Genomic DNA, 18,936 nt, shown 5'->3' on the forward strand with positions numbered 1-18,936 from the left:
CTTACGATGGCTTTCGAACTGCCGCCCCTTCCGTACGACTATGACGCGCTGGAGCCGGTCATCTCCAAGGAGACGATGACCTTCCACCACGACAAGCATCATGCGGCCTATACCAACAAGCTGAACGAGGCGGTCGCGGCGGATGCGTCGCTTCAGGGCAAGTCGATCGAGGACATCCTCGCCACCATCTCGTCGGCACCGGCGGTCGTCCGCAACAATGGCGGCGGCTTCTGGAATCATGACTTCTTCTGGAAGATCATGACCAAGCCCGGCACGACCCAGCCCTCGGGCAAGCTCGCCGAGGCGATCGAGGCGTTCGGCGGTCTCGACAAGCTGAAGGATGAGTTCAACACCAAGGGCGCGGGCCAGTTCGGTTCGGGCTGGGCCTGGGTCATCGCGGATGCCGAGGGCAAGCTGAAGGTCACCTCGACCCCGAACCAGGACAACCCCCTGATGGACGTCGTCGCCGACAAGGGCACGCCGATCCTGGGTAACGACGTGTGGGAGCACGCCTATTACCTGACCTATATGAACGACCGTCCGGGCTATCTGAAGGCCTGGTGGGACGTGGTGAACTGGGACGAGGCCGGTCGCCGGTACGAGGCCGCGGTGGCGTAATCCCGTCACATCCGTTTCGGACAAGGGAAAGGGCGGCCCCGATGGGTCGCCCTTTTTCGTTTCTTTGAGGCAAGATGATTGCCGGAATTTCCAAGCGGTTACGACTGATCGACATGATCGCCAGCACTTTGGCGCTCATGAAAAGAACAAATGCATTATTTAATCGGAATAGTGAGCCGACTTTCCAGCAGGTGAAAATAATTTATCCTGGCCGATAATGATGAAATGAGTCGAACATAGAAAAGTCGTTGCTGGCGGGAGGGTCAAGGTGGCGATCGAAATCGGAATTTCTGTTCGCGGCGGGATCGTAAGCTGCGTTGTGGCCCTTTGCGCTTCCTTGATCATGGCGCACCCCGCCTGGGCCGAGTTCGATGCGCCGATTGCCAAGGCAAATGCCGCGAGCACCAGGGTGGCGGAAAAATCTTCGGTCGCTGACGGAGAGGCCAATGAGGCATCGGACGACATAGGCAAGGACAAGACGATCATCGTCAACGGCCGGCGTCTGCCCCAGGCGGAGGCGCCGAAATGGGCGATCTGCTCGGTCATCAGCCGTCTTCCGGCCTATTCCCTGATCCTGCGCACCGCACCGGGAGCGATGCCGCCCGTGATCCAGCCCACGCGCATGCCCCGCAACCCCGACTATAAGGCACCCCCGAAGGTTCCGGTCGGTTCGCCGCTGCCTGTCTTGGGCAAGACCCGTTTCGGCATGACGATGGGCGGTGATATCGCGCTACCGGGCGGCGACCCGTCCGTGGCGATCGAGGCGGGGGCGCTGCCGGGCGGGTTCGAAGCGACACAGCAGGGGGCCTACGCGACGGGGCTGCAAAGAGCGCGATCCTATGGCCTGGGCGCGTTGTCGGCCGATCATGCGGCGGCGCTGAACTGTCTGCAGATGTTTCGCGGCGCGAGCGAATTGACGCAGGCGCCCCGCATGTCGGCGACGGCGCGCGATCCGTACACGGCCGCCGCCGAATATGCGATGCGCGATACCTCGCTGCCCATGGGGTTCGCCCTGTTCGATCAGGGGCGCTATGCGGAGGCATTGCCCTATTTCCGGGATGCGGCACGTCGGCTCACCGATCATAATGGCGGCGATGAGGCGGCGCTGTTTGTCGCCAAATTGCTGCTGGCGGGCTTTGGCGACGGTGATGAGAATGATCGCGCGATAAAGTCGCTGAAACGCGCGGCGCTGACCAATTATGTCGAGCGGCTGCACCGACCGGTTTTCGATCCGGACAATCCCGAAATGAACACCGCCTCGGGCGAAGCGGCCATGATGCTGGGGGCGATCTATCGTCAAGGTCTGTACGGGACCAAGGCCGATATGGACGAGGCATGCCGCTGGTACCGGCGCGCGGCCTTTGTCGGCCACGTCGCCGCCTACAAGGCCCTGGGGGATATCCAATATTTCGGGCTGGGTATTCCACGCGATCCCAAGGCGGCATTCGCCAATTATCAGCGTGGGGCCAAGCGTCACCTTGCTGCGGCGCAGGCGGCGCTCGGCGATATGCTGGAACATGGCGATGACGGGGTGGCGGCCGATCTACCCACAGCGATTGCCTGGTATCGCGAGGCGGTGAAACATGGCGATCCGGATGCCGCCTATGCGCTCGCCCATGCCTATGACAGCGGGCGCGGCGTGCCGCTCGATCGCGAGGTGGCGTTCGGTCTGTACCGCCAGGCGGCGCTCAAGGGATCGGCCGAAGCGCGCGTCGCGGTCGGGACCTATTATCGGACGGGAACCTTCGTCGCGCGGGACGAAGCGATGGCGCGGCGTTGGTTCGAACTGGCGTCGCGCGATGGCGATCCCGACGGGATGTTCAACTATGCCGCGCTGCTGGCCAATGGCCGGGGCGGTGACCGTGATCTGCCGCGCGCCTGGGCCTGGCTGACGCGCGCCGCCGCCCGTGGCAATGCCGAGGCCCCTGCGGCGATCACGGCGGTCGAGGCCCGGATGACATCGACCGAGAAGGCCGCCGCTACGGAGATCAGCCGGCAGCTTTAATTCGAGCGGGCTGGGCCCCTTCGCCATTGTCTCGCAACGCTCACAATGACGTGCCTACCCCATGTGAGCGGCGGCGAGGCCGACGCCGAGTGCCAGCCTTACTCCACCGGCGGTTCGTCGATCTTCACGGCTTCCGCGTTCAGCCCATGCTTCAGCAACATCGGGATGTTGGCGATGGCAAAGCCGATGGTCAGCGGCATCGCGCCCCACAGCTTGAACCCGACCCAGAAATCCCAGGTCGAATGGCGCCAGACCACCTCGTTCAGCACCGCCATGAAGGCGAAGAAGATCGCCCAGTTGCGTGTCAGCTTGCGCCAGCCGACCGGGGTCAGGCCCGAATAGACGCTGCCCAGCACCATCTGGATCAGCGGTCGTCCCGTGACCAAGCCGAAGAACAGCAACGCCGAGAACATGGCATAGACGATGGTCGGCTTCATCTTGATGAAGCGCTCGTCGTGGAAATAGAGGGTCAGGCCGCCGAACACGACGACCAGCGCACCCGACAGCCACAGCATCGGCGATATGCGCCCCAGCTTCACCCGACTGACGATCATCGCGATCACCGTGGCGACCATGAACGCCGCCGTCGCCACCAGCACGCGCGTCAGTGCCCCCATCGGGGCGAGGAAATTGACGGCGAAGAAGAGGACCAGCGGGCCATATTCGATCCCGGCCTTCAGCGCGGCGCCCGCTTCCTTCTGGGGGACTTCCTTCTGCGGGGCGTTCACTTCCGGCCTCCTTCGATGCCGGCGATGATCCGGCTGACCTCATTGGCGTCGAACGGACGCAGGTCGGTCATGCCCTCACCGACACCGATGGCATGGATGGGCAGGCCATATTTCTCCGCCGCCGCGACCAGCACGCCGCCGCGCGCGGTGCCGTCCAGCTTGGTCATGACCAGGCCGGTGACGCCCGCGACGTCCTTGAACACCTCGATCTGGTTGAGCGCATTCTGGCCCGTCGTCGCGTCGAGCACCAGCAGGATGTCGTGCGGCGCCTCGGGGTTCAGGCGGCCGAGCACGCGGCGGATCTTGGACAGCTCGTCCATCAGCTCGCGCTTGTTCTGAAGGCGCCCGGCGGTGTCGACGATCAGCACGTCGACGCCGGTCGCGGTCGCCTGCTTCACCGCCTCATAGACGATGCCCGCCGCGTCGCCGCCTTCCTTGCCCGATACGATCGGCACGCCGACCCGCTCGGCCCAGGTGGCGAGCTGGCCGATCGCGGCGGCGCGGAAGGTGTCGCCCGCCGCCAGCATGACGCCGTAATCCTGCTCCATGAACAGATGGGCCAGCTTGGCGATGGTCGTCGTCTTGCCCGAGCCGTTGACGCCGATGACCAGGATCACCTGCGGCCGGGGAAAGGCGTCGATCTCCAGCGGGGTGGCGACCTTGGCCAGCGCCTTCTCCACCTCCTCGGCGACGACCAGGCGAATGCCCAGGTCTTCCATGTTCCGCTCGAAGCTGCCTTCCGACAGGCGCGTGCGGATATGACCGGCGGTTTCGGGGCCGAGGTCGGAAGCGATCAGCGCTTCCTCGATCTCGTCGAGCGTATCCTCGTCTAGCCGCGCGGTACCCAGGCCGGCGAGATTGCCGACCAGCCGGTCGGAGGTGCGACGGAAACCGCCGAGCAGCTTTTCGTGCCAGGAGGGAGAAGAACTCATACCAATTGTCCGATCAGATGGGTTTCGGTCGCCGCCGTGACCCGAACGCGGGCGATGCGGCCCGGTTCGGTTGCGGGGGAAAAATGGATGTCTGCAAAGTCGGGCGCGTGGCCGCGCGTGCCTGGCCGTTCGACCAGTACGTCACGCGTCCCGCCGATCTGGGCCGCCAGCCAGTCGCGGCGGCGGCGCGCGGCCGCCTCGCGAAGCTTCGCGGCGCGCTCGCGGCGAAGAGGATGGGGCACTTGCGGCATTCGGGCGGCGGGCGTGCCGTCGCGCGCCGAATAGGGGAAGATATGGGCGTGCACGATCCGGCAATCGTCGATCAGCGCCAGCGTGTCGGCCGCCATCGCGTCATCCTCGGTCGGGAACCCCGCGATCAGGTCGGCGCCAATCGCGATCTCGGGCCGCGCGCTCAACATGCGCTCGACGATCGCTACCGATTGGGCACGGCTGTGGCGGCGCTTCATTCGCTTGAGGATCAGGTCGTTGCCCGCCTGAAGCGACAGATGAAGGTGCGGCATCACCCGCGGCTCGCCCGTCACCAGCTCGAACAGCCGGTCGTCGATCTCGATCGAATCGAGCGAGGACAGGCGCAGCCGGGGCAGGGCGGGGACATGGGTCAGGATACGCTCGACCAGCAACCCGAGGCCCGGTTGGCCCGGCAGGTCATGGCCATAGCTGGTGAGATCGACGCCGGTCAGCACCACCTCCTGGTGCCCCAGCTCGACCGCGCGCGCGATGCGTTCGATCACCAACCCGGCGGGCACCGAGCGGCTGGGCCCGCGCCCGGTCGGGATGATGCAGAAGGTACAGGCATGGTCACAGCCATTCTGGACTTCGACGAACGCCCGCGCATGGCCGGCAAAGGCGGAGACCAGATGCGGTGCGGTTTCGACCACGCGCGACAGGTCGGCGACCAGCATCGGTTCGGTCGAGGCCCAGCTTTCGGGGCGCAGCTTGTCGGCATTGCCCAACACGCGGGCGACCTCGGGCATGGCGGCGAAGCTGGTGGGATCGATCTGCGCCGCGCAGCCTGTCACGACGATCTGGGCATCGGGACGCGCCTTGGCCGCGCGGCGGATCGCGGCGCGGGTCTGCTTCACCGCTTCGTTGGTGACGGCGCAGCTATTGACGACGACCATATCCTCCCGGCCCGCGGCCAGCGCGCGGATCGTTTCGCTTTCGGCGATGTTGAGGCGACAGCCCAGACTGATGATCTCGGGCCCGGAAGGGGACGACATGGTTGCTGATCTAGGGATGGATGAACGACGTGTCCACGCGGAGGCGCGGGACATATTGGACTTCTGGTTCTCCCTGGCACCCGAAAAGCATTTCGCCAAGGACGATGCGCTCGACCAGGTGATCGCCGAGCGGTTCGGTACGCTTCGTGATCAGGTGCTGGCGACCGAAGCGATGGGCTGGCGCGACGATCCCGATACGCTGCTGGCCGCGATCCTGCTGCTCGATCAGTTTTCGCGCAATTTGCACCGGGATTCGGCGCAGGCTTACGCCGCCGACCCGCTGGCGCTGGAGCTTTGCCTGGCGGCGATCGATGCGGGATGGGAGTATCGCTATCCGCCCGAGCGGTTGGTCTTTGTCTATATGCCGCTGATGCATGCCGAGTCGCGCGCGATGCAGGATTTGAGCGTCGCCAAATTCGCCGAACTAGGCCGCGAGGAAAATCTGTCCTTCGCCCGCGATCATCGCGATGTCATCCGGCGCCATGGCCGTTATCCCAGCCGCAATGCCGTGCTGGGCCGGACCTCCACGCCCGAAGAACAGGAGTATCTCAGCCGGCCAGACGCGGGATGGTAGGGAAGGGGGACGATGAGGCACTCCCCGCCAGCAACCGCTTTTCCGCCAGGAGCTGACGGACCTGCCCCAGATCCATGGGTGCCCCGTAAAACGGCCCCTGACCATGGGCGCAACCGATGATGCGCAGCCGCTCTTGGGTCTCGGCATCGCGCAGGCCCTTGGCGGCGATGGGCAGGTTCAGATTGTCGCCCAGTTGGACGATGGCGGTCACGATCTTCATCAATTCGGGATCGGCTGCCATATCGCCGATGAAGTCGGGGTCAATCCGCACCCGATCGAACGGCAAGGCACGTAAGTGCGCCAGGCTGGAATAGCCGCTGCCGAATTCGTCCAGCGCCAGGCCGATGCCCTGGTTCTTCAGGCTGACGACGATCGACTGGGCCAGCGCCATATTGGCAAACAGGGCGTTCTCGGTGATCTCGACCTCCAACCGATGGGCGGGGAAGCCGCATTCGGTCAGCGTCTTGATGATCTTCTGCGCCAGCCAGGCATCATGGAACTGCGCGGTGGTCAACGGAAAGGAGAGGGTCAGCGACGGATCCCAGTCGCGCGCGGCGGCCATCGCCTGTCGCATCAGCGCTAGCGAGACGTCGCCGGACAGGCCGGAGGCTTCGGCAACCGGCATGAACCGTTCGGCCGTCATCGCCCCCAGGATGGGATGGTCCCAATGCGCCAGAACCTCGAACCCGGTCAGCCGGGCATTGCCCAGATCGACCTGGGGTTCGAAGCGCGGTTGGATATCGCCATTGGTCAGGGCGGCACGCAGGTCGCTGACAATCATGTTGCGCTCGGCCATGGCGGCTTCCATCGCCGGATCGAACCACAAAGGCCGTCCATCGCCACGGCTCTTGGCCGCGATCAGCGCCAGGTCGGCGCGGCGGATCAACTGGTCGATCGTCGCGGTCGTGCCCTCTACCTGCGCCAGAGCGATCGCGGCGCGGGGAGCGAACTCCTGATCGGCCAGCCGGATCGGCTGCGCGATGCGAATCGCCAGTCGCTCCGCGAGCCGGTTGATGCGGTCGCGGCCGCGGGCGTCGACCGGAATCAGGCATCCGAAGCAATCCCCCTCGAACCGCGCGACAATGGCTTCGGAGGGGGCTTCGCCGCGCAGCGTTTTGGCGACATGCTGTAACAGGGCATCGCCCGCGGCATGGCCGAACGAACCGGCGATCGCCCGAAACCGGTCGATATCGAGCAGCAGCAGCGCGACCCCGCGCTTGCGGCCATGAGCGGCGTCGATCATCGCCTGCCCGGCGCGCTGCAACTGGGGGCGGTTGGTCAATCCGGTCAGCGCGTCGGTACGGTCGACGGGGTCGGCATCAGGGCGCTGCGCCAACGGCATCCGCCAGTAGATAACGGTCAGTGCGGCGGCGGTCAGAAACAGGATGATTTTGGCTGGCAGCACGAAGCCCAGTTGAATCAACAGGATCGCCACGGCCACCATGAACGCGCCGCCGGCAAGTCCCAACGCGAAAAGGCGTGCCCGAACAGGCGGGGGAGCGGGGGTGTCGGGCGGCCCGTGCATAGCAAAAAGAGGTCGCATGTCAGGCGTGTACAAGAGGTTAATGTCGGGGCCCGACGCCCTAGACTTGCGCCGGGTTGAGTTTTGCCATAAGAGCCCTCCCCAAGTTCCGTTTCGGAATGTGAAAGTGAAGCGCCCAAGGGTGCACGCTGGCCGGCGAGGTTTCGCCCGCCGGCGCTTTTGCGTTTGGCGGAATGGCGTGGGTCTTCGGGCCGGGTTTTGACGAGGTAGAGGCGATGTTCGACAGCTTGAGCGATCGGCTTGGCGGCGTATTCGACCGCCTTCGTGGCCGTGGCGCGCTGACCGAGGCGGATGTCCGCACCGCGATGCGTGAGGTGCGTGTCGCGCTGCTCGAAGCCGACGTCGCGCTGCCCGTCGCGCGCGATTTCGTCGACAAGGTCACCGAACAGGCGATCGGCCAGAACGTTCTGCGCTCGATCACGCCGGGCCAGCAGGTCGTCAAGATCGTCCATGACGCGCTGGTCGACATGCTGGGCGCGGATGCCAGCGAGCTGCTGCTCGACGTCACCCCGCCCGCCGTCGTGATGATGGTCGGCCTTCAGGGCTCGGGCAAGACGACGACGACCGCCAAGATCGCCAAGCGGCTGTCGAGCGGGGCGATGGGCCGCGAGCGCAAGAAGGTGCTGATGGCGTCGCTCGACGTCAATCGCCCGGCCGCGCAGGAACAGCTGGCGACGCTCGGTACCCAGGTCGAGGTGTCGACCCTGCCGATCATCGCGGGCCAGCAGCCGGTCGAGATCGCCCGCCGCGCGCTGCAGGCCGCCAAGCTCCAGGGCTATGACGTCCTGATGCTCGACACCGCCGGTCGCCTGCACGTCGACCAGGCGTTGATGGACGAGATGAAGGCGGTGGCGGAGATCGCCCAGCCGCAGGAAATCCTGTTGGTCGTCGACTCGCTGACCGGCCAGGACGCGGTGAACGTCGCGACCAGCTTCTCCGAGCAGGTGCCGCTGACCGGCGTGGTGCTGACCCGTATGGACGGTGACGCGCGCGGTGGTGCGGCGCTGTCGATGCGCGCTGTCACCGGCAAGCCGATCAAGTTCGCCGGTGTCGGCGAAAAGATGGACGCGCTGGAAGCCTTCCACCCGGAGCGCGTTGCGGGCCGCATCCTCGGCATGGGCGACGTCGTGTCGCTGGTCGAGCGCGCCGCCGAGACGATCCAGCAGGAAGATGCTGAGCGCATGGCCATGAAAATGGCCAAGGGTCAGTTCGATCTGAACGATCTGCGCGGCCAGCTGGCGCAGATGCGCCGCATGGGCGGGCTGGGCGCGCTGGCGGGCATGATGCCGGGCATGAAGAAGGCGCAGAACGCGCTCAATGATGCCGGTGGCGACAAGATCCTGCTCCGCATGGATGCGATCATCACCTCGATGACGCCCAAGGAGCGCACCAAGCCCGAACTGGTCAACGCCAAGCGCAAGATCCGTATCGCCAAGGGTTCCGGCACCACGGTGCAGGACGTGAACAAGCTCCTGAAGATGCATCAGGAAATGTCCACGGCGATGAAGAAGATCAAGAAGATGGGCGGCATCAAGGGCATGATGGCCATGCTCGGCAAGGGCGGCCTTGGTGGCCTGGGCAATGCGCTAGGCGGTCCGCAGATGGGCGACATGCTCAACAAGGCGGGCGCCAATGGTCTTCCCGGTGGCGGCATGGGTGGTCTGGGCGGCGGTAAGCTGCCCGACGGGATGCCCAAGCTGCCCCCCGGCTTCGAGAATCTTCTGAAGAAGAAATAACCCCCGCGCCGGACGGAATTGCCGGTAATTTTGAACTTTTACTCCAAGGACTGAAATATGGCTCTCAGCATTCGTCTGTCGCGTGGTGGCTCGAAGAAGCGCCCTTACTACCGCATCGTGGTGGCCGACGCCCGTGCGCCGCGCGACGGCAAGTTCATCGAGAAGATCGGCAACTACAACCCGCTCCTCGCCAAGGACAACGACCAGCGCGTGCAGCTCGACGCCGAGCGCGCGAAGCACTGGCTGGCCAATGGCGCGCAGCCGACCGACCGCGTCGCCCGCTTCCTGGACGCCGCCGGCGTTCGTGAGCGCGCCGCTCGCAACAACCCGAACAAGGCGAAGCCCGGCGAAAAGGCCACCGAGCGTGCCGAAGAGCGTGCCGAGAAGCTGAAGGCTGCTCAGGAAGCCGCCAACGCTCCGGCCGAAGAGACCGCCGAGGCGTAAGCCTTTGATCCTGGGCCGGTCCCGATCGATCGCGATCGGGCCTGCCTTAGGCATCGGAATGCGGGGCCATGCGTTTCCTAAAGCCATTGGCTTAGGAGGATAAGCGCATGACCCCGCCGACCGAACCCGATCCCCGGACCGCACCCGACGATCATGACGACGCGACCAACCAAGGCGTCTCCGCCCCCGACCCCGCCGAAGGCGACGACGATAGCCCCGATGGCGACTCCGGTTCGCCCAGCGGGTGAGCCGCGCGTTACGCTGGCGGTGATCATCGGCGCGCATGGCATCACGGGCGAGGTCCGGTTGAAGGTCTTCGCCGAGGACGTCTCGGCCTATCGCGCGTTCAACGATGGTGCGCTGACGCTGAAATCGGCACGCGAAGGCTCGAACGGGGTCATCGCGCGCTTTGCCGAAGTGACCGACCGCAACGCGGCCGAAGCCTTGCGAGGCACGGAACTGACCGTGCCGCGCTCGGCGCTGCCCCCTTTGGAAGAAGGGGAATATTATCATGCCGACATTATCGGGCTGCCCGCCATCGCCAGCGATGGTGAGGAACTGGGCCATGTCGCGCTGATCGAGAATTTCGGTGCGGGCGACGTGCTCGAAATCGAGCGTCCTGATGGCCGCCGCTTCATGGTGCCGATGAAGGTCGAAGCCGTGCCCGAATGGGATCAGGACCGCCTGATCGTGGAACGCGCTTTCATCGCCTGATCGGGCGTTGCTCGTTCAACAGGTTGCGGATCGTCGTGGCCGCGACCCCGGCCTCGCCCATGGCGTGGCTGATCTGATCCAGCCCCTTCACCACATCGCCCGCCGCAAATAGGCCGGGCACTGACGTGCGCTGGTGATCATCCACCTCCAGGCATCCGCTCGGATCCGCCTTCGCACCGGCCGATACCGCCAGCTCGGAGCGAATACGCGATCCCAAGGCCGGATAAACGCTGTCGAAGCGCATTCGCCCTTGGGCCGTGTCCAGCGCCAGATGATCCCCCTCGATCGCCCAACCGCCGCAGGGACCATCGACGCGCGTGATGCCAGCCTCATCCAGTGCCCGCGCGCATTCGGGATCGAGGTCATGCTCGGCATCGGGGGCGATCAACGTCACGTCGTGGGTGAAGCCGCGAAGGAACAGCGCCTCGCGCATGCCATGGTCGCTGGTGCCGATCACCCCGACTCTCTTGTCGGTCACCTCATAGCCATCGCAAACGGGGCAATAGCGGAGCAGCCCGCGTTCGAGCGCAGGGTCGTGCACCTCGGGCAACAGATGCTTGGGCCGATGATTGACGACTCCGGTCGCGAGCAGGATCGTGCGCGCCATATACTCACCCTCGTCGGTGGTGACGTGAAACCGGTCGCCATCGGGGGTCAGCTTGGTGACCCGATGCGGGATACAGTGCGCGCCGTAACGCTTGGCCTGGTCATGCATCCGGGCGAGCAGCGCCTTGCCGCTGATCCCTTCGGGGAAGCCGGCATGGTTATGGGTGCAGGGAATCATCGCGGCCCGGCTTGATCCGCTGTCGAACATCCGGATGCGCAGATGATAGCGCGCGAGATAGATCGCCGCGGTCAGTCCGGCAGGCCCCGCGCCGATGATGATGCAATCGTCCATGGCGGGGGCAAAGCGTCAGGTTGCGCATCGTTCCTTGTCCTGTAACGTCGGATGGCGTATATACATGACGTATATACGGAGTCGTTATGGGCAAGGATTATCAGGCGAAGGTCTTCCGCTCGGGCAATTCGCTCGCCTTGCGGCTTCCCGCCGCGCTGGGGCTGACCGAAGGTACCGAAATGACGCTGCGTGAGGAACAGGGGCGTTATGTCTTCGAACCCGTCCAGGCGCCGCGCAAGACAATCGACCTGACCGGCATTGCGGGCTCGATGCCGTGGCTGAAGCCGATTGAGCGGGAAGATTTCGAAATGGAGCCGCGCGCGCTGGATTGGGATGGGAAGCTGCTCGGTCGTGATTGAGCCGCGCTATTTGCTCGACTCCAATATCTGCATCTATGTGCTACGCGACGCGGATGGCCGCGCGGCCCAGAGGCTGGCGACATGCGAGCCGGGCAGCGCGGTGGCCTCCGCAATCACCTATGCCGAAATCATGCGGGGGCTGGAACGGCATGGTGAAGAGGCGATTGCGGCCTTTGATCGCTTTTTCGATCGTGTGCCGATATTGCCGTTCGACCGGCATGCCGCATCGGCCTATGCGACGATCCCGTTCCGGCGCGGGCGGTTCGATCGCCTGATCGGCGCCCATGCGCTGGCGACGGGCCTGACGCTGGTGACCAACAACGAAGCCGACTTCGCCGACATCCCCGGCCTGACCATCGAGAACTGGACGCTGTGACCTTCCGCGCGACGATATTGACGCTGTACCCGGAGATGTTTCCCGGACCCCTGGGCCATTCGCTGGCGGGGCGGGCGCTGCGCGAGGATCGCTGGGCACTGGAGACGGTGCAGATCCGCGACTTCGCGACCGACAAGCACCGCTCGGTCGACGACACGCCAGCCGGCGGAGGCGCAGGCATGGTGCTGCGCGCCGATGTGCTGGCGGCGGCGGTGGACTCGGTTGCCGACGACCGGCCCGTGTTGGCGATGACGCCGCGCGGGCGCCCGCTGACCCAGCCGCGCGTCCGCGAGATCGCGGCGGGGCCGGGCGTCACCGTGTTATGCGGCCGGTTCGAGGGGTTCGACGAACGCCTGTTCGAGGCACGCGGCATCGAGCAGGTATCGATCGGCGACTATATCCTGTCGGGTGGCGAGATGGGGGCGCTGGTGCTGCTCGACGCTTGCGTTCGGCTGCTTCCCGGCGTAATGGGCGCGGCTTCCAGTGGAGTCGAGGAAAGCTTCGAAAGTGGCCTCCTCGAATATCCGCAATATACCCGACCTGCGGAGTGGGAAGGGCGCACGATCCCTGAAGTGCTGCGATCGGGGGATCATGCGAAAATCGCAAAATGGCGTCATGCCAGGGCTTGCGAGGATACACGGTCAAGGCGGCCGGACCTTTGGGAACGTCATGAGGGCGTTCGGGTCGGTCGCCCTCTGGCGCGCGGCGACGATTGAGGAATGAAGTCATGAACGTGATCCAGCAGATCGAAGCTGAGCAGATCGCCAAGTTCAACGAGACGAAGAAGATCCCGGAATTCCGCCCCGGCGACACGCTGAAGGTCGGTGTGAAGGTCGTCGAAGGCGAGCGCACCCGCGTCCAGTTCTATGAGGGCGTCTGCATCGCCCGCTCGAACAAGGGCATGGGCTCGTCGTTCACCGTCCGCAAGATCTCCTTCGGTGAGGGCGTGGAGCGCGTCTTCCCGCTCTACTCGCCGAACGTCGACTCGATCGATGTCGTCCGCAAGGGCGCCGTGCGTCGTGCCAAGCTGTACTATCTGCGTGGCCGCACCGGTAAGTCGGCGCGTATCGCAGAGCGTCGCGACATGCGTCCGGCCAAGGGCACCGCTGCCGCCGAGTAATCGACGCGGCGGACCCTCTAGCGGTTCGATAGGGAAGGGGCGGTGGCACCAAGCGGTGTCGCCGCCCTTTTTCTATTCCAACCTCCGTTCAGCCTGAGCGAAGTCGAAGGCCAAGGGACGCCCTTCGCCACGAGCGTCTGCATGGCGCGTGGTCATGGTTGCGGCGTGGCCTTCGACTTCGCTCAGGCTGAACGGGTGTTGGGAAGTGGGGCGGGTAGGGGCGCTTACCCCCCGAAATTATACAGCCACATCTTCGGCTCGCCCGTCGGCTTGGGCGTGCCGTCGAGGCGCTTGGCGGAGCGGATCGCGACGGGCTTCAGGATCATCTGTCCCTTCATCGCGTCCAGGCCGCCGCCCGAGGGCTTGGCGAGGATCTTCTTGACCGTATCCATGCCCGCCACGACGCGTCCAAAGGCGGCATAGCCGTCATAGCCCGGCCGCGCGTCCATGCCCGGCGTCGGCCCCACGGTGATGAAGAAATTGCCCCCGGCGGAGTTGGGCGATTGCCCGCGCGCCATCGAGATGGTGCCGTCGAGATGCTTGATCCCGGTCTTGGCGGTCGTCTCCAGCGGGAAGGGAGGCAGGATGCGGCGCGCATCGGTGCGGATGCCGCCCTGGACGAAGCCCTCTTTCGGGTTCCGCTTGTCGCGGGCCGCACGGTAGAAGACCGTCCCGTCGAACCGCCCGTCATCGACATAGGCGAGGAAATTCCGGGTCGTCGCAGGCGCATGGCGCGCGTCGAGCGCGACGACGATCGGGCCTTCCGAAGTATTTATCTGCACCCGGACATAGCCGGGGCGGGGGACATTCTGGTTCGCTGGTGCAGCGGCGGTGAGCAGGGCGAGCAGCGGGAGCAGGCGTTTCATCCGGCGGCAATTATCGCCCTTGGGTGCGATTGTGGAGCCCAAAGCCATCGGATGCGCCGAGTGGCGGCACCGATCAGGCGGTCAGATCGTGCGTGAAGAACTGATTATGCGGGCTCGGCTGGTAATCGCCAAAGGCGTCGCAAGATCGGAAGCCCGCGCTGCGATAGAGCGCGACGGCGGGCTGGTATGGCGACGTGGTTCCCGTTTCCAGGCTGATCCGATCATAATTGCGGCGCTGCGCCTCCGCGATGACATGGTTGAGCAGCGCACGGCCTATACCCCGGCCCAGAAAGCCGGGCGCGACCCGCATGGATTTCACTTCGCCATGCCGGGCGTCCAGTTGCTTCAGCGCGGCGAAACCGGCCAGCGCTGGGCCGTCCCAGATCGTCCAGAAGGAAATGCGGGGATCGGCCAGCGCGGAGGCGTCGAGCGCGAAGGAAAACTCTTCCGCCTCGCCGCGCATATCGCGCAGGTGATAGGCGAGCAGATCGGCGACATGCGGCGCGGTCGGATCGTCGAGGCGAATATCCATGTCAGTCCCTTGGGTCTGGCGTGCGAGATGGCTGATGACGGGCCAGTCTATCGCGGTCCGCATGGATGCGACAGACAATGGCCCACAAAAAAGCCGCCGACCGGGTGGTCGACGGCTTCTCCGTTTCGTCGCGCCCGACCTTACTGGTCGAGGAAGCTGCGCATCTTGCGGCTGCGGCTGGGGTGCTTCAGCTTGCGCAAAGCCTTGGCCTCGATCTGGCGGATGCGTTCGCGGGTGACCGAGAACTGCTGCCCGACCTCTTCCAGCGTGTGGTCGGTGTTCATGCCGATGCCGAAGCGCATGCGCAGCACGCGCTCCTCGCGCGGGGTCAGGCTGGCCAGGACGCGAGTGACCGTTTCCTTCAGGTTCGCCTGGATCGCCGCGTCCACCGGGATGACCGCGTTCTTGTCTTCGATGAAGTCGCCGAGGTGCGAATCCTCCTCGTCGCCGATCGGCGTTTCGAGGCTGATCGGCTCCTTGGCGATCTTCATCACCTTGCGCACCTTCTCCAGCGGCATGGAGAGGCGTTCGGCCATTTCCTCCGGGGTCGGCTCGCGGCCCTGCTCGTGCAGGAACTGGCGGCTGGTGCGGACCAGCTTGTTGATCGTCTCGATCATATGGACCGGGATGCGAATGGTCCGCGCCTGGTCCGCGATCGAGCGGGTGATCGCCTGACGAATCCACCAGGTCGCATAGGTCGAGAACTTGTAGCCGCGACGATATTCGAACTTATCGACTGCCTTCATCAGACCGATATTGCCCTCCTGGATAAGGTCCAGGAACTGCAGGCCGCGATTGGTGTATTTCTTGGCGATGGAGATAACGAGGCGCAGGTTCGCCTCGACCATTTCCTTCTTGGCGATCCGCGCCTCGCGCTCGCCCTTCTGCACCATGTTCACGATGCGGCGGAATTCGGTCAGCGCCATGCCGGTCTGCTGCGAAATCTCGGCGATCTCGCTGCGGATGCGGTCGACGGTGGCGGCTTCGTTGCTGGCGAAATTGCCCCACTTCTTGTCGAGCCCGCGCACCGTGTCGAGCCAGTTTTCGTCCAGCTCATGACCCAGATAGCGGTCGAGGAAGTCCTTGCGGTTGACCTTGTGCCGCTCGGCCAGACGCAGCATCTGACCGCCCAGCGCGGTCAGACGGCGGTTGAAGGCGTAAAGCTGGTCAACCAGGAACTCGATCTTGGCATTGTGGAACTGAACGCTTTCGACCTCGGCGGTCAGTTCCTCGCGCAGCTTGTGGTACTTGCGCTCGTCCGCGGCCGACAGTTCGCCGCCCAGCGCCATCGACTCCAGGCGCTGCTGCTGAATCTTCGAGAATTTCTTGTAGATGCTCGTGATGTTGGCGAACTTCTCCAGCGCCTGCGGCTTGAGAGTCTCTTCCATCTGGGCGAGCGAGAGGGTGTTGTCCTCTTCCTCGTCCTCGGCGCGCGGACCACGCCGCTCGCCGCCCTCGCCATCCTCGTCATCGACCGAGGGTTCCTCGGGCTCTTCTTCTTCCTTGAACTGCGGGCCGGCGTTCTTGGCGCTGATCTCGCCATTGTCGTCGTCTTCGTCCTCGCCCAGATTTTCCGGGCCGGCGTCCTTGGACAACATGGCGTCGAGATCGAGGATCTCGCGCAGCTGCATCGTGCCTTCGTTCAGCGCGGTCGACCAGTCGATGATCGCGTTGAAGGTGATCGGGCTTTCGCACAGCCCCAGGATCATCGTGTCGCGACCTGCCTCGATCCGCTTGGCGATGGCGATTTCGCCCTCGCGCGACAGCAGTTCGACCGCGCCCATCTCGCGCAGGTACATGCGGACCGGATCGTCGGTGCGATCGACGGTTTCCTTCTTCTTGGCCTCCGGCTGAGGCCCGGAATCGCTGTCGCCATCGACGCTGTCGGCGGCGTCGTCGGCTTCCTCTTCGCCTTCGCCGTCCTCGCCCTGTTCCTCATTCTCGACGATGTTGACGCCCATCTCGTTGAGGGCGGCCATGATATCCTCGAGCTGGTCCGAGGACATCTGGTCCTGCGGCAGCGCTTCGTTCAGTTGGTCGTACGTGATGTAGCCGCGCTTCTTGGCGCGGGCGATCAGTTTCTTGATCGACGCCTCGTTCAGGTCGATCAGCGGCGCATCGCCCGTCTCCGTCGTGTCGGTCGTATCCGCCGCCATATTCGCCTTCGCCATCAAATGCCCTCAGGGTTCAATGCCCGGCCTCTGTCACGCACGCCGCCGGTTTGGCAAGCGGGTGAGGGAGCCATGCATAATTTTCCAGTGTGGACGCGTCCCGCCCAATATGCCCCGGATATGGGGCGGAGAGGTTGTCGTATCAAGCGGCCTCCCCCGCTTGCCGATCGGCCAGGTCGCGGGCGGCTTCCAGCCAGCGATAGAGCTGATCGAGCGATTGCGCATGCGCGGCGTGGCACCGCGTCTGCTCGGCGAAGCGATCCTCGGTCATGTCGGCCTGGAACGCCTCCACCGCGCGCGCGCGGTTCGCGCGGGTCTCGCTTTCCTCCAGCATCACCTCGATGACCTTTTCCAGATCGCGCACGGCGATGGCGGGATCGCTCATCTTGCTGAAGAAGCTGAAGGCGAGGTCGCGGGTATAATCGCGCGCGTCGATCGGGTGAACGTCGGTGGTCGCCATGATCTGTTCGATCAGGCTCTCTGCCTCTGCCGCGTCTTTCCGCGACAGATGGGGATCGTTGACCGCCGCGTCGAGCAGATGATGCCGCCAGTCGTTGAGATAGCGGTCGCCCATGTCCAACCGACTGAGCTCGTCCATATAGCGGCACAGGACATGCGGATAGCGCATCAGCCCGAGCAGCACGGCGCGCTTGAGGCTGTATTCGACGCCGCGCCCGACATGGCGATTGGCCTCGGCCACCGCCTGATGCACCGCCGCCGCATTGACGCGGCGGATGCCGAAGATGTCGAAATAGCGCGACATCATCGCGCGCTTATATTCGTAGGCCAGATCCTTGTGCGGGATCTGCTGCGCCAGTTCCTCCAGCCGCTGTTTCAGCGCGGCGCGGCCCTCGGGCGTGTCGGTCTGTGCCTGCGCGATCTCCGACTGCCAGAGCAGATCGCTGAGCGGCGTGGCGCGGGTGAGCACTGACTCGAACCCGGCCGCGCCCTTTTCTTGCACCAGATCGTCGGGGTCCTGACCTTGCGGCAGGGTGACGAAGGACAGGCTCTTGCCCGGCTGGAGCAAGGGCAACGCACGGTGCGCGGCGCGGATCGCGGCCTTCTGTCCCGCCGCATCGCCGTCGAAGCAGAGCGTCGGCACATCGACCATCCGCCACAGCCGTTCCAGCTGATGCTCGGTCAGCGCAGTGCCGAGCGGGGCGACAGCTTCCTCGATCCCGGCCTGGGCGAGGGCGATCACGTCCATATAGCCTTCGACCACCAGCACGCGGCCGCTCTTGCGCACGGCGGCGGCTGCGCGGTCGAGATTGTAGAGTGTACGCCCCTTGTCGAAGAGCGGGGTGTCGGGCGAGTTGAGATATTTCGGCTCGCCCTCGCCGATGATCCGGCCGCCGAACGCGATCACCCGGCCGCGCGCATCGCGGATCGGGATCATCAACCGACCACGGAACCGGTCATACGGGTCCTTGCCGTCGACCTTGATGAGCAGACCGCACTCGATCAGCGCCGGATCGCCATAGTCGGCCAGCGCGGCTTTCAGCTTGCCCCGACTGTCGGGCGCAAAGCCCAGACCGAAGGCGCGCGCCGTCTCCGGGGTGACTCGGCGGCGTTCGAGCAGCGCACGAGCGTCGCCACCCGACAGGCCGCCCAGTTGCTCGGAAAACCAGTTGGCCGCATCGGCCATCGCATCGTGCAGGCCCTTGGCGCGCTCGGCTTTCTGCGCGGCACGGCGGTCCTGCGCCGGCATCTCCAGCCCGGCGACCTGCGCCAGTTCCTTGACCGCGTCGATGAAGGGCAAGCCGCGCTGATCCGTCATCCAGCGAATGGCATCGCCATGGGCCGAGCAGCCGAAGCAGTGATAGAAGCCCTTGTCGTCGTTGACGTAGAAGCTGGGCGTCTTTTCGTTATGGAAAGGGCAGCAGCCCTTATATTCGCGGCCCGCTTTTTGCAGCTTCACCGTCTTGCCGATCAGCGCCGACAGACTGGTGCGAGCCCGAAGCTCGTCAAGGAATTGCGGGGTCAGGCTCATGGCGTCCGCGCGATTATAAGTGGTATATAAACGGCGTCGTTTATGCAAGCAAAATGGGGCGGTGGGGAGGGGTGCCGACCCGCTCCCCG

20 protein-coding genes and 1 pseudogene are annotated in these 18,936 nt (G+C 65.0%); 11 read left to right on the forward strand and 10 right to left on the reverse strand.

The window, feature by feature from the left end:
- Positions 1–6: 6 nt before the first annotated feature.
- Positions 7–618 carry a superoxide dismutase gene (locus SP6_RS03210; RefSeq protein WP_007404156.1) on the forward strand — a complete coding sequence of 204 codons (612 nt, stop codon included), beginning with the start codon at positions 7–9 and terminating at the stop codon, positions 616–618.
- 159 nt (positions 619–777) lie between these two features.
- On the opposite strand, the gene SP6_RS21200 is transcribed toward SP6_RS03210, so the two are convergent.
- Positions 778–1,164: a hypothetical protein gene (locus SP6_RS21200; RefSeq protein ID WP_161797733.1), complete on the reverse strand. Its 387-nt coding sequence runs from the start codon at positions 1,162–1,164 to the stop codon at positions 778–780.
- A gap of 58 nt (positions 1,165–1,222) precedes the next feature.
- On the opposite strand from SP6_RS21200, the gene SP6_RS19960 reads away from it, so the two are divergent.
- Positions 1,223–2,623, forward strand: a complete 1,401-nt coding sequence (locus tag SP6_RS19960; RefSeq protein ID WP_161797734.1) for a tetratricopeptide repeat protein — start codon at positions 1,223–1,225, stop codon at positions 2,621–2,623.
- A 98-nt stretch (positions 2,624–2,721) separates the two neighbouring features.
- Here SP6_RS19960 and SP6_RS03220 read toward each other — a convergent pair whose 3' ends face one another.
- From SP6_RS03220 to mtaB, 3 genes are read right to left on the reverse strand one after another with little or no spacing between them, the layout of a single operon-like run.
- Complete coding sequence (locus SP6_RS03220; protein WP_007404109.1) at positions 2,722–3,351, reverse strand: septation protein A; 630 nt, start codon at positions 3,349–3,351, stop codon at positions 2,722–2,724.
- A complete protein-coding gene (gene ftsY / locus SP6_RS03225) occupies positions 3,348–4,283 on the reverse strand; it encodes a signal recognition particle-docking protein FtsY (RefSeq protein WP_007404018.1) in 936 nt (311 codons plus the stop codon). The genes SP6_RS03220 and ftsY overlap by 4 nt, the downstream gene beginning before the upstream one ends.
- Complete coding sequence (mtaB, locus tag SP6_RS03230; protein WP_007404176.1) at positions 4,280–5,524, reverse strand: tRNA (N(6)-L-threonylcarbamoyladenosine(37)-C(2))-methylthiotransferase MtaB; 1,245 nt, start codon at positions 5,522–5,524, stop codon at positions 4,280–4,282. Before mtaB ends, ftsY begins: the two co-directional genes overlap by 4 nt.
- On the opposite strand from mtaB, the gene SP6_RS03235 reads away from it, so the two are divergent.
- The gene (locus SP6_RS03235) at positions 5,523–6,098 is read left to right on the forward strand and encodes a DUF924 family protein (RefSeq protein WP_082052411.1); all 576 of its coding nucleotides are present in this window, start codon (positions 5,523–5,525) and stop codon (positions 6,096–6,098) included. The two genes, mtaB and SP6_RS03235, sit on opposite strands and share 2 nt — an antisense overlap.
- On the opposite strand, the gene SP6_RS03240 is transcribed toward SP6_RS03235, so the two are convergent.
- Positions 6,073–7,533, reverse strand: coding sequence for a putative bifunctional diguanylate cyclase/phosphodiesterase (locus SP6_RS03240; RefSeq protein WP_007403999.1), 1,461 nt, complete (start codon positions 7,531–7,533; stop codon positions 6,073–6,075). The two genes, SP6_RS03235 and SP6_RS03240, sit on opposite strands and share 26 nt — an antisense overlap.
- Before the next feature lie 323 nt (positions 7,534–7,856).
- Between SP6_RS03240 and ffh the strand changes: the two genes are divergently transcribed.
- The 4 genes from ffh (at position 7,857) to rimM (ending at position 10,535) form a co-directional block, all read left to right on the forward strand.
- Complete coding sequence (ffh, locus tag SP6_RS03245; protein WP_007403978.1) at positions 7,857–9,377, forward strand: signal recognition particle protein; 1,521 nt, start codon at positions 7,857–7,859, stop codon at positions 9,375–9,377.
- Between the two features lie 57 nt (positions 9,378–9,434).
- Entirely contained in the window at positions 9,435–9,821 is a 387-nt protein-coding gene (gene rpsP, locus SP6_RS03250; protein ID WP_007404083.1) for a 30S ribosomal protein S16, read from the forward strand.
- Positions 9,822–9,928: 107 nt separating this feature from the next.
- Positions 9,929–10,069 carry a hypothetical protein gene (locus SP6_RS20790; protein WP_007404167.1) on the forward strand — a complete coding sequence of 47 codons (141 nt, stop codon included), beginning with the start codon at positions 9,929–9,931 and terminating at the stop codon, positions 10,067–10,069.
- Positions 10,041–10,535, forward strand: a complete 495-nt coding sequence (gene rimM / locus SP6_RS03255; protein ID WP_007404075.1) for a ribosome maturation factor RimM — start codon at positions 10,041–10,043, stop codon at positions 10,533–10,535. The genes SP6_RS20790 and rimM overlap by 29 nt, the downstream gene beginning before the upstream one ends.
- On the opposite strand, the gene SP6_RS03260 is transcribed toward rimM, so the two are convergent.
- On the reverse strand, positions 10,525–11,433 hold the full coding sequence (locus SP6_RS03260) for an NAD(P)/FAD-dependent oxidoreductase (RefSeq protein WP_007404224.1): 909 nt from the start codon (positions 11,431–11,433) through the stop codon (positions 10,525–10,527). The two genes, rimM and SP6_RS03260, sit on opposite strands and share 11 nt — an antisense overlap.
- A gap of 86 nt (positions 11,434–11,519) precedes the next feature.
- Between SP6_RS03260 and SP6_RS03265 the strand changes: the two genes are divergently transcribed.
- The 4 genes and pseudogenes from SP6_RS03265 (at position 11,520) to rplS (ending at position 13,288) form a co-directional block, all read left to right on the forward strand.
- Complete coding sequence (locus tag SP6_RS03265) at positions 11,520–11,792, forward strand: AbrB/MazE/SpoVT family DNA-binding domain-containing protein (RefSeq protein ID WP_007404154.1); 273 nt, start codon at positions 11,520–11,522, stop codon at positions 11,790–11,792.
- A complete protein-coding gene (locus SP6_RS03270; RefSeq protein WP_007404158.1) occupies positions 11,785–12,168 on the forward strand; it encodes a type II toxin-antitoxin system VapC family toxin in 384 nt (127 codons plus the stop codon). The genes SP6_RS03265 and SP6_RS03270 overlap by 8 nt, the downstream gene beginning before the upstream one ends.
- Positions 12,165–12,880 (forward strand): annotated as a pseudogene (trmD, locus tag SP6_RS03275) (tRNA (guanosine(37)-N1)-methyltransferase TrmD); the annotation flags it as partial. The gene SP6_RS03270 and the pseudogene trmD, both read left to right, overlap by 4 nt.
- Before the next feature lie 15 nt (positions 12,881–12,895).
- Positions 12,896–13,288, forward strand: coding sequence for a 50S ribosomal protein L19 (gene rplS, locus SP6_RS03280; RefSeq protein ID WP_007404007.1), 393 nt, complete (start codon positions 12,896–12,898; stop codon positions 13,286–13,288).
- Between the two features lie 224 nt (positions 13,289–13,512).
- On the opposite strand, the gene SP6_RS03285 is transcribed toward rplS, so the two are convergent.
- From SP6_RS03285 to dnaG, 4 genes are all read right to left on the reverse strand, one after another.
- Positions 13,513–14,154, reverse strand: a complete 642-nt coding sequence (locus SP6_RS03285; RefSeq protein ID WP_007404062.1) for a peptidylprolyl isomerase — start codon at positions 14,152–14,154, stop codon at positions 13,513–13,515.
- Positions 14,155–14,227: 73 nt separating this feature from the next.
- Positions 14,228–14,686, reverse strand: a complete 459-nt coding sequence (locus SP6_RS03290) for a GNAT family N-acetyltransferase (RefSeq protein WP_007404140.1) — start codon at positions 14,684–14,686, stop codon at positions 14,228–14,230.
- Between the two features lie 140 nt (positions 14,687–14,826).
- A complete protein-coding gene (rpoD, locus tag SP6_RS03295; protein WP_037568007.1) occupies positions 14,827–16,857 on the reverse strand; it encodes an RNA polymerase sigma factor RpoD in 2,031 nt (676 codons plus the stop codon).
- Between the two features lie 142 nt (positions 16,858–16,999).
- Positions 17,000–18,847, reverse strand: a complete 1,848-nt coding sequence (dnaG, locus tag SP6_RS03300; RefSeq protein WP_007403969.1) for a DNA primase — start codon at positions 18,845–18,847, stop codon at positions 17,000–17,002.
- Positions 18,848–18,936: the final 89 nt, after the last annotated feature.

Source organism: Sphingomonas paucimobilis NBRC 13935 (assembly GCF_000739895.2).
GTDB lineage: Bacteria > Pseudomonadota > Alphaproteobacteria > Sphingomonadales > Sphingomonadaceae > Sphingomonas > Sphingomonas paucimobilis.